Source organism: Rhodococcus sp. NPDC059234 (genome assembly GCF_042754225.1).
Classification (GTDB): Bacteria; Actinomycetota; Actinomycetes; order Mycobacteriales; family Mycobacteriaceae; genus Rhodococcus_G.
Map to the genome: position 1 here is coordinate 1 of NZ_JBHZAH010000162.1, position 9,097 is coordinate 9,097.

A 9,097-nucleotide genomic window follows, 5' to 3' on the forward strand; every position below is an offset into this window, starting at 1 on the left:
CCTATGGCGGTCGCTCTTTGGGGTGGCCGAAGATCACAACGGCTGGGTCCAGGAACGCCTCCACCGCGGCCCGGTACTCGGCCGGCCGGTCGTCGTGCACCAGGTGCCCGGCGCCGGCCACCAGCACGTAGCTCGTCGCCGCGTCGCGTGGCGTCTCGGCCATCCGGCGCATCTGCCCGGCGGGGGTGATGGTGAACTCGCCCTCGAGCAGCAGCGCCGGCGCCCGCACCGCCGACCACTGCGTCCAGAAGTCGCGGGTTCCCCACTCCTCGGAGATGTCCCGCCACACCGGCACCTCGCCGTGCAGGTGGAAGCCGTCGGGTCGCTCCTCGAACGAGTCCATGAAGTACTGAGCCGCAACGGGTCCGAAGAAATCGACCATGTGCTCGCGGTCCCGGAAGGGCGTCGGCCAGGACCCGATCATCTCGGCCCAGTCGCGCGCGGTGCGGCCCTGGAAGTCGGGCGCCATGTCCTCGACCACCAGCGCGGTGACGCGATCCGGGTGCGCGGCGGCGAAGCACCACGCGTGCAACCCACCCATCGAATGTCCGATCACCACCATCGGTTCGGCGATCGGAGCGACCGCCGCGGCGAGGTCCGCGACGAACGCCTCGGTGGTCAGCTCGGCGGGCGCGGGCCTGCCGTGCCCGGCCGCGTCGAAGGTGTAGACGTGCCCGTGCTCGCGCAGCCACGGCACGTGCCTGCGCCAGGTCCTGGCGCTACCCATCAGTCCGTGGAGCAACAGAATCGGCCGACCGGTCCCACCCTCGTCATGCAGCACGGCACCGAGGTTAACCCGGTGCCTTGCCGCTTCGACGTCCCTGGTGGTGTCAGCCCCGATCGAGCACCGGCACCGCCGTGTAACGGCGCCGCCGCAGCAGCGGGGACACGGTGATCGCGAGCCCGACCAGCGCCACCCCGGTGACGAGCACCAGTCCGGGACGGAACTGGTCGAAGCTCGCGGTGGCTTCGCCCGCCGCGTGCGAGCCGCCGGTGACGAGCGCGGTGGTCAGCGCCAGGACCAGGGCCGCGCCGACCTGCATCGAGGTCTGCACGAGGCCGGAGGCCAGGCCCTGCTCGGAGTCGTCCACGCCCGCGGTGGCCTGCGCCATGATCGAGGTGAAGCCGAAGGCGAAGCCGAACCCGAGCAGGATCACGCTCGGCACGATCGCGACGACATACGTGGGCTGGTCACTGCCGACGAACAGGAACCACAGGTAACCCGCGCTGAGCGAGCCGATCGCGGCGACGATCATCCGCGCCGTCCCGAACCGGTCCACGAGGCGGCCGACGAACGGCGAGACGACCGCGACGATCAGGCCCGCGGGGAGCAGCGCCATCGCCATCTTCAGCGGCGACCAGCCGAGCCCCGACTGCAGGAAGATCGTCATCATGAACTGGAAGCTCAGGTAGGAACCGAACAGCGCGATGATGCTCAGGTTGGCACGCACGATCGCGCCGACCCGCAGGATGCTCAGCCGGACCAGCGGATGCGCAATTCGCCTCTCCACCAACACGAACGAGGTCAGCAACGCGGCCGCGAGGGCGAAGAGTCCGAGCGTGAGCGGGTCCGCCCAACCACGCGCGGGCGCGGAGACGACCGTGTAGACGGCGAGCATCATGCCCGCGACCAGGGTGACCGCGCCCGCGAGGTCGTGCCCGCCGGTGTCGGCCGGCCGGTCCCGCGGGATGAGGACGACGGCCGCGGCGAGGGCGGCGACCGCGAACGGCACCGGCATCAGGAACGTCCACCGCCACCCGGCGCTGGTGAGCAGTCCGCCCAGGATCAGCCCGGAGGAGTAGCCGCTGGCGCCGAAGACGGAGAAGATCGACAGCGCGCGGTTGCGGTCCGGCCCCTCCTTGAAGGTGGTGGTCAGGATGGACATCGCGGTCGGCGCGGTGAAGGCCGCGGCGAGGCCCTTCACGAAGCGGGTCACGATGAGGAGGGTGCCGTCGTCGACGAGCCCGCCGACCAGTGAGGCGAGGGCGAAGACCCCCAGCGCCACCAGGAAGACGTTGCGCCTGCCGAGCAGGTCGGCCGTTCGACCACCGAGCAGCAGCAGACCACCGAAGCCGAGCACGTAGCCGTTGATGATCCATTGCAGCGAGGTGGTGTCGAGGCCGAGTTCGGTGCCGATGGACGGCAGCGCGACGCCAACCATGGAGACGTCGAGCCCGTCGAGGAACATCACGACGCACAGCACCGCGAGGATCCCCCAGAGCCGGCCGGTCCAACCTCGTTGGGCCCCCGGCGAATCCGTTGTCGTGGTCAGGTTCGGGATGGATTCGGTGATGGTCACGTGGGAGACATTAGATGCACATGCAATCAATGCGCAAGCACTAATTCTGTTTGCATTTATTTTCCTTGCACCGACTCGGGAGGCGAACTAGGATGCGGCCATGACGTCACCCGCGGAGCTGCGCGACACCTGGCGCACCCTGCTGACCCGGTACAACGGCATCGCCTGCGAACTCGACCGGCGGATGCAGAGCGCTCACGGGCTGAGCATGAGCGACTTCGAGACGCTCGACCGCCTGATGTCCGTCACCTGCAAGCACCCGCGCATGCAGGAACTGGCCGCCGACATGTACCTGAGCCCGAGCGCGCTCTCGCGCAGCGTCGCCCGGCTGGAGAAGGCCGGGCTGGTCGCGCGCTCGCTGTGCGAAGCCGACCGGCGCGGGGTGTTCGTCGACGTCACGGACGCCGGGCGCGCGGTGCATGCGGACGCCGCCGGGATCCAGCTGACGGTGCTCGCCGAGCATCTCGGCGAGCCTGCCGACGCCGACTGAGCACACCTGCCCGCGAGGCGTCGGGAGTACGCTCGCGGCCATGGCAGTCGTGAAGATCAATGCAATCGAGGTGCCCGAGGGCGCCGGCCCCGAACTCGAGAAGCGGTTCGCGCAGCGCGCGGGCACCGTCGAGAACTCCCCCGGATTCCTGGGCTTCCAGCTGTTGCGCCCGACCGGCGGCGAGACCCGCTATTTCGTGGTCACCCAGTGGGAGTCCGAGGAGGCCTTCGCAGCCTGGCGTGACGGCGACGCCCGCGCCGCCCACGCCGGTGAGGCGCGCAAGCCCGTCTCCACCGGCGCCTCGCTGCTCGAGTTCGAGGTCGTGCTCGACGTGGCCGCCAAGGCCTAAGGGCGCCCGAGCCCCGAGAACCCCGGTCGGCCGCCGGTCGGGCCGGTAGATTCACTCGTATGACCGCGGTAGTCGACTCCGCGAAACGGCACACCCTGCAGGCGCTGCTGTCGCTGCCCTCCGGCATCGTCCGCCGCCTCGCAGGGCGGCCGGTGGAGATCGAGGGCAACATCCTCGATCCCGAGATGCAGCTCGTCCTCACGCTGCGCAAGATCGAAGGCGCAGCCATCGAGGAACGACCGATCCCAGGCGGACGACGCGCGCTGGTCGACGCCGCGAAGGCGGTCGGCGGCGACCTGCCGATCGGCGCGGTCACCGACCTCGACATCGACGGTCCGGGCGGCCCGCTCCGGCTGCGCTTCTACACCCCGCGCAATCTGGCCGCGGTGTCGCCGGCCCTGTTCTTCATCCACGGCGGCGGATTCATCTACGGCGACCTCGAATCCCACGACGCGATGTGCCGTTTCCTCGCCGAGCGGGCGGGAGTCCGGGTGGTCGCCGTCAACTACCGGCTCGCCCCCGAGTCGCCCTTCCCCGCTGCCGTCGACGACGTCGAGGCGGCGTACTCGTTCGTCACCGCCAACGCGACGGGCCTGGGCATCGACCCGGACCGCATCGCCGTCGGCGGCGACAGCGCGGGCGGCAATCTCGCCGCGGTGCTCGCCCAGCGCGCCACCCGCGCGCAGGTCGGGGCGCCGCCGGTCTTCCAGTTGCTGATCTATCCCGCGGTGGATTTCGCCGTGAAGCGGCCCAGCCGGACGACCTTCGCGACGGGGTTCTTCCTGAACAAACGATTCACGGACCTCACCGAGGCGAGCTACCCGCCCGCCGGGGTGGACCTGACCGACCCGCTGCTGTCCCCGATCTACGGCGACCTGACAGGTCTGCCGCCCACCTATGTCGTGACGGCCGGGTTCGACCCGCTGCGCGACGAAGGCGACGACTACGCCGAGAAGCTCCGCCAGGCAGGAGTGGCGGTGCAACACGTCCGCGAGCCCGGTCTGATCCACTCCTTCGCGAACATGGTGGGGGTGGGGCGTTCGGGGCCCGAGGCGATGGGACGGGCCGCGGCCGCGCTGCGGAGGGCCGTCTCCACCCCGTAGCCGGTTCCCCGCCGGCACGGCATCGATTGACACCACCGCCGGGTCAATGCGAGAGTGCGCTGGTAATAGCGATGGCTGACGGGAATCCGGCGAAAGTCCGGAGCGGTCGCGCCACTGTGATCGAGGCACCGTCTCGACAGCCAGACACCGTGGCCATCGCCTGGACTTTTGAGGGACGCGCAATCCCAGGAGGAACCATGACACTCGTTCACACCCCCAGCAAGGCAACCGATTCCATCGGCATTGCGATGATCATCGCGGGCGTGGTCATGCTCGCGATGCTGACCCTGTACCTGGTCGGCTTCGACCAGGGTGCGGTCTCGCGCGGCGGCATGTACATGCACGAGCTGATGCACGACGGTCGCCACCTGCTGGGCCTGCCGTGCCACTGACCGACGCCTTCACGAAACTCCTCATCCGCGGCCTGCTGGCCGGCCTCGTCGCCGGCCTGCTGGCCGGTGCCGTCGCGTTCGTGATCGGCGAACCGCACATCGACGCGGCCATCGCGATCGAGGAGTCCGCATCCGCTCCGGCCGAGCATTCGGCGACGCCGCACGAGCACGACGCCGCGTCCGCGCACACCGACGCGACCGAGCATCCGGATCAGCCCGCCACCGAGTCGTCGGGCCACTCGCACGGCGACGACGCGCTGGTCAGCCGCGACGGTCAGCGGTTCGGGCTGTTCCTGGCCACCACGCTCGCCGGACTCGCGCTGGGCGCGATCTTCGCCGTCGTAGCCCACTACGCGCGACGGGTGAGCAACCTGTCCGGGCCGGTCCTGGGCCTGTGCCTCGCCGGCCTCGGCTGGCTCGCGATCGAGGCGGTGCCGTTCTTCAAGTACCCGGCCAACCCGCCCGCGGTCGGCGACCCGGACACCATCGACAAGCGCACCTGGCTCTGGCTCGCCTCGGTGCTGCTCGGACTGCTCGCGGTCGGGCTCGCGGCCTACGCGGCGAGGATCGTCTCGGCGCACCAGTTCCTGACCGTGCGCATCGCGGTGCCGCTGCTGGTGTTCCTGGTGGTCGTGGCGATCGGCTACGTGGCACTGCCGGGTATCAACGAAGTCGGCAGCGACTTCCCCGCCACGTTGTTGTGGGAGTTCCGAGTCTCCTCGCTGGCCATCCAGGCGACGCTGTGGCTCGCACTGGGACTCGGCTTCGCCTTCCTCACCGAGCGCGCCAACCGGCCGTCGGGGCAGCGGAACTCGCTCGCCGACGCCCGCTGACCACTTCCCCCAGCCTCCCCGATGTCACAGTGGTTCGCCTGACGCGAACCGATGTGACATCGGGGAGGTCTCGTTGGGGGGTCAGACGGCGCAGGAGCCGTCCGCGCACGCCGCGCCGTCAGCCCCCTCGCCGTCGAGGGTGACGATGCCGCCGGACTGCGCGTAGGCCTGCTCGAGCAGCTGGGTGAACACCTCGACCGGCTGCGCACCGGAAACCCCGATGGCCCGGTTCGCGGCGAAGAACGGGACACCGGTGATGCCGAGCGCGCGGGCCTCGGCGATGTCGGACCGCACCCGGTCGGCCGCGGTGTCGCCTGCGAGCGCGGCACGCACCTCCTCGGCGTCCAGCCCGACCTCGGCGGCGATGGCCACCAGCTCGTCGCGGTCGTCGACGACCCGGCCCTCACTGAAGTGCGCGCGGAACAGCGCCGCCATCACGTCGTGCCCGCGATCGCCCGCGAGGTGCACCAATCGATGCGCATCGAAGGTGTTCGCGGCGATCACGGTGTCGAAATCCATCGTCAGGCCATCCGCGGCCGCGGTCGACGCGACGTGGGCGAACATCTGCCTGACCTGCTCGGCGGGCATACCCTTCTGCCGGACGAGAGCCTCGAGCTCACCGACCCGCGCACCCACCGGGGTGTCCGGCGCGAGCTGGTAGGACCGCCACACCACCTCGACCCGGTCGCGATGCTCGAATGACGCGAGCGCGTCCTCGAATCGGCGCTTGCCGATGTAGCACCACGGGCAGGCGATGTCGGACCACACCTCCATCAGGACGGCGGGTTCGGTGGCGGCGGACGGGGCTGCGGCTGGTTCAGTGCTCACAACTGGTTGAAACGTCCACCATCGGCGTGGTGTTCCCGACCCGTCTGCGTCACACCGCATCCGAGGGTCGGCAGATGGCCGCGCGCGCACCGCGGAAGATATGAAAGTTCTTGCAATGCAATGCCATCCACCTCAATTGCGGCGGACGGCGCCGGACCGGACCCTAGTCGTTGGGGCAGTCCTTCACCCACTTGACGTTTCCGTCGATGTTGCAGCTGCCCGCGTGCGTGCCGGCGGCGAGCGCCGGGCCGGCAGCAAGGCCGAGGGGCAGCGCGGCAAACAGTCCGGTCAGGGCGATCTTGACGGCGAGGCGACGGGCAGGCGAAGCGGTGGGCTTGGTCACAGCGGTGAATCCTTACTTCGATCGACAGTCCCGAATCACGGCGCCGACATTCTCGACCTGCGCCTTCGCAGCTGTCTTCATGGGGGATCCGCGCCGGAACTGGCGGGCAGTTGCATCGGCGCGGCAAAGCCATGATATAGGGAGATTCGCCCGTTGGCGAGGGTGATCCTTGCCTTTTCTAACAAGATGCCCGTACGGCGGCCCGATCCGACCGCACCGCCCGGTGCGGTCGGGCTCGGACGAGAGATCAGACGAGGGCCGCGTCCAGCGTGATGTCCACGCCGGTCAGGGCCTTGCTGACCGGGCACGACTCCTTGGCCGCCTGCGCGGCCTTCGCGAAGCCGGCGGCGTCCAACCCGTCGACCTCACCGCGGACGGTGAGCACGATGCCGGTGAGCTTGAAGCCCGGGTCGTCCGGGCCGAGGCTGACCGCGGCCGTCACCTCCAGGCTCTGCGGGACCCCGCCTGCCTCCCCGATCAGCGCCGACAACTGCATGGCGTAGCAGGACGAGTGCGCCGCGGCGATCAACTCCTCCGGACTCGTCGTCCCACCCGCCTCCTCGGCGGCACGCTTGGGAAACGAGACCTCGAACGTGCCGACGCCGGAACTACTGAGCTCGACCTGGCCGGAGCCCTCCTGCAGGGTTCCGTTCCAGGCGGTGCGGGCGGTGCGTGTGGGCATGACGTTCCTCTCCTCGACGGGTGGGCCGGGGCCCAGTCTTCCCCCGAACCGGTCCGCGCGGAACCCGAAATCAGTGCGACTGCGGCGCCGGTTCTGCGTCGATCTCGTGGTAGTGGTCGAGCAGTCGCCGCTCCTCGTCCCGCTTCGGGTATACGAAGAACACCAGCGCGGCACCGACCAGCACGATCGCGATGGCGGCCGCGTAGGCCCTGGAGTCCCCGTCGAGGAACGCCGAGCGCGCCGCGGCCAGGATCTGGTCCGCGTACTGCGGATACCGCTCGGCGATCCCGGCGGCGCCGGCGAACGACTTCTCCAGCGTGCCCTGCACCTCGTCGCTGACCTGGTCCGCCTCACCGGACGCGGCGATCGAGGCCGCGAACGCGGCCGTGTACCCGGCGGTGAGCAGCGCGCCGAGGATCGACTGGACGATCGCGCCGCCGAGGTCACGCTGCAGATCCGCGGTGCCCGAGGCCATTCCGGCCCGCCGCACCGGCACCGAACCCGTCAACGACCGGGACGCGGGCGTGCCTGCCAGGCCGACGCCGATGCCGAGCAGCACGTAGCTGAGCGCGATCTTCCAGTACTGGGCGTCCTCCTTCCACAGCAGCAGCGCGATCACGAGCCCAGCCACGATCGCGACGTAGCCGGCCAGGAGGGTGAAGCGCGCACCGCGCGCCTCGACGAGTTTCGCCGACTGCGGCGCCACCAGCACCATGACCGCGGCGGCGGGCAGGCCGGCGGATCCCGCGGCGAGCGTGGAGTAGCCGAGCACGTTCTGCATGTACTGCTGCCCGATGTACATCGTGCCCATCAGGGTGCCGAAGACGACGATGCCGGCCACCGCCGCGACCCAGAAGATGCGCCGGCCCGCGACCTGCAGGTCGTAGAGCGGGTTCGGCGCCCGGCGCTGTCGGATCACGAACACCACGCCCGCGGCCAGCGCGATGACCAGCAGGCCGACGGCGGTCGCCCCGTATCCCGACATCGGCGCGAAGTTGATGCCGAGCACGAGCGCCGCCACGAGCACCACCGAGACCACGCCTCCGAGGTGATCGACGGGGTCGGTGGACTCGTTGACGTGCGCGGGCACGAAGAGCACCGCCATCGCCAGGGCGACCAGGGCGAGCGGCAGCGTGACGAGGAAGACCGATCCCCAGAAGAACCACTGCAGCAGGGCGCCCGCTACCAGCGGGCCCAGCGCCGAGAGGCCGCCGCCGATCGCCGACCACAGCGCGATCGCCCGCGTGCGGGCGGCGCCCGACCACAGCGCGGTGATCAGTGCCAGGGTGGTGGGAAAGGCCAGGCCCGCGGAGACGCCGCCGACCAGGCGAGCGGCGAAGAGGACCTCCAGGTTCGGTGCGAACGCGGCCACCAGGCAGGCCGGGATCGACAGCACCATGCCGAGCACCAGCATCGTCTTGCGCCCGTAGCGGTCTCCGACGGCGCCGAGGTACAGCACCGAGGCGGCCAGGCCGACCGAGTAGCCGACCGCGACCAGGTTAAGGCCGGTCTGGCCGGCGTCGAACGCCTTGCCGATGTCCGGCAGGGCGACGTTCGCCACCGCGAGGTTCAGGTTCGCGACGGCGGCGACGAGGATCAGGGACAGCAGGACGAGCGACGCCCGCGCGGGGGCCTCGCCGGTCGTGTCGGTCGTGGCATCGGTGGTCACAGCCACCAGTTCACCACCCGACAGTCGCCGAAAGGCCGAATGACGCACCGTGCGGGTGCAATCCGTCGGGGAGGAGACCGCAGACAGCGGGAAGATCGCCACCGAACC

Annotated in this window: 11 protein-coding genes and 1 riboswitch; of the genes, 5 read left to right on the forward strand and 6 right to left on the reverse strand. The window is 70.2% G+C overall.

Annotated elements, in window-relative coordinates; genetic code table 11:
• Position 1: 1 nt before the first annotated feature.
• Both ACFXGJ_RS22865 and ACFXGJ_RS22870 read right to left on the reverse strand, forming a co-directional pair.
• Positions 2–781 (reverse strand): alpha/beta fold hydrolase, encoded by a 780-nt coding sequence (locus ACFXGJ_RS22865; protein WP_378625252.1) that lies wholly within the window; start codon positions 779–781, stop codon positions 2–4.
• A gap of 49 nt (positions 782–830) precedes the next feature.
• On the reverse strand, positions 831–2,300 hold the full coding sequence (locus ACFXGJ_RS22870) for an MFS transporter (protein WP_378625255.1): 1,470 nt from the start codon (positions 2,298–2,300) through the stop codon (positions 831–833).
• Between the two features lie 100 nt (positions 2,301–2,400).
• On the opposite strand from ACFXGJ_RS22870, the gene ACFXGJ_RS22875 reads away from it, so the two are divergent.
• From ACFXGJ_RS22875 to ACFXGJ_RS22895, 5 genes are all read left to right on the forward strand, one after another.
• A complete protein-coding gene (locus ACFXGJ_RS22875; protein WP_378625259.1) occupies positions 2,401–2,790 on the forward strand; it encodes a MarR family winged helix-turn-helix transcriptional regulator in 390 nt (129 codons plus the stop codon).
• Positions 2,791–2,830: 40 nt separating this feature from the next.
• Positions 2,831–3,139: an antibiotic biosynthesis monooxygenase family protein gene (locus ACFXGJ_RS22880; protein WP_378625262.1), complete on the forward strand. Its 309-nt coding sequence runs from the start codon at positions 2,831–2,833 to the stop codon at positions 3,137–3,139.
• Between the two features lie 59 nt (positions 3,140–3,198).
• On the forward strand, positions 3,199–4,242 hold the full coding sequence (locus ACFXGJ_RS22885) for an alpha/beta hydrolase (RefSeq protein ID WP_378625265.1): 1,044 nt from the start codon (positions 3,199–3,201) through the stop codon (positions 4,240–4,242).
• 43 nt (positions 4,243–4,285) lie between these two features.
• A riboswitch (cobalamin riboswitch) is annotated at positions 4,286–4,415 on the forward strand.
• A 24-nt stretch (positions 4,416–4,439) separates the two neighbouring features.
• Complete coding sequence (locus tag ACFXGJ_RS22890; RefSeq protein ID WP_378625267.1) at positions 4,440–4,634, forward strand: CbtB domain-containing protein; 195 nt, start codon at positions 4,440–4,442, stop codon at positions 4,632–4,634.
• A complete protein-coding gene (locus ACFXGJ_RS22895; RefSeq protein WP_378625270.1) occupies positions 4,625–5,467 on the forward strand; it encodes a CbtA family protein in 843 nt (280 codons plus the stop codon). Before ACFXGJ_RS22890 ends, ACFXGJ_RS22895 begins: the two co-directional genes overlap by 10 nt.
• Before the next feature lie 81 nt (positions 5,468–5,548).
• On the opposite strand, the gene ACFXGJ_RS22900 is transcribed toward ACFXGJ_RS22895, so the two are convergent.
• From ACFXGJ_RS22900 to ACFXGJ_RS22915, 4 genes are all read right to left on the reverse strand, one after another.
• The gene (locus ACFXGJ_RS22900; protein ID WP_378625278.1) at positions 5,549–6,241 is read right to left on the reverse strand and encodes a DsbA family oxidoreductase; all 693 of its coding nucleotides are present in this window, start codon (positions 6,239–6,241) and stop codon (positions 5,549–5,551) included.
• 217 nt (positions 6,242–6,458) lie between these two features.
• A complete protein-coding gene (locus tag ACFXGJ_RS22905) occupies positions 6,459–6,638 on the reverse strand; it encodes a hypothetical protein (protein ID WP_378625272.1) in 180 nt (59 codons plus the stop codon).
• Positions 6,639–6,885: 247 nt separating this feature from the next.
• Positions 6,886–7,320 (reverse strand): OsmC family peroxiredoxin, encoded by a 435-nt coding sequence (locus tag ACFXGJ_RS22910; protein WP_378625275.1) that lies wholly within the window; start codon positions 7,318–7,320, stop codon positions 6,886–6,888.
• Positions 7,321–7,390: 70 nt separating this feature from the next.
• A complete protein-coding gene (locus ACFXGJ_RS22915) occupies positions 7,391–8,989 on the reverse strand; it encodes an MFS transporter (RefSeq protein ID WP_378625281.1) in 1,599 nt (532 codons plus the stop codon).
• Between the last annotated feature and the right edge of the window lie 108 nt (positions 8,990–9,097).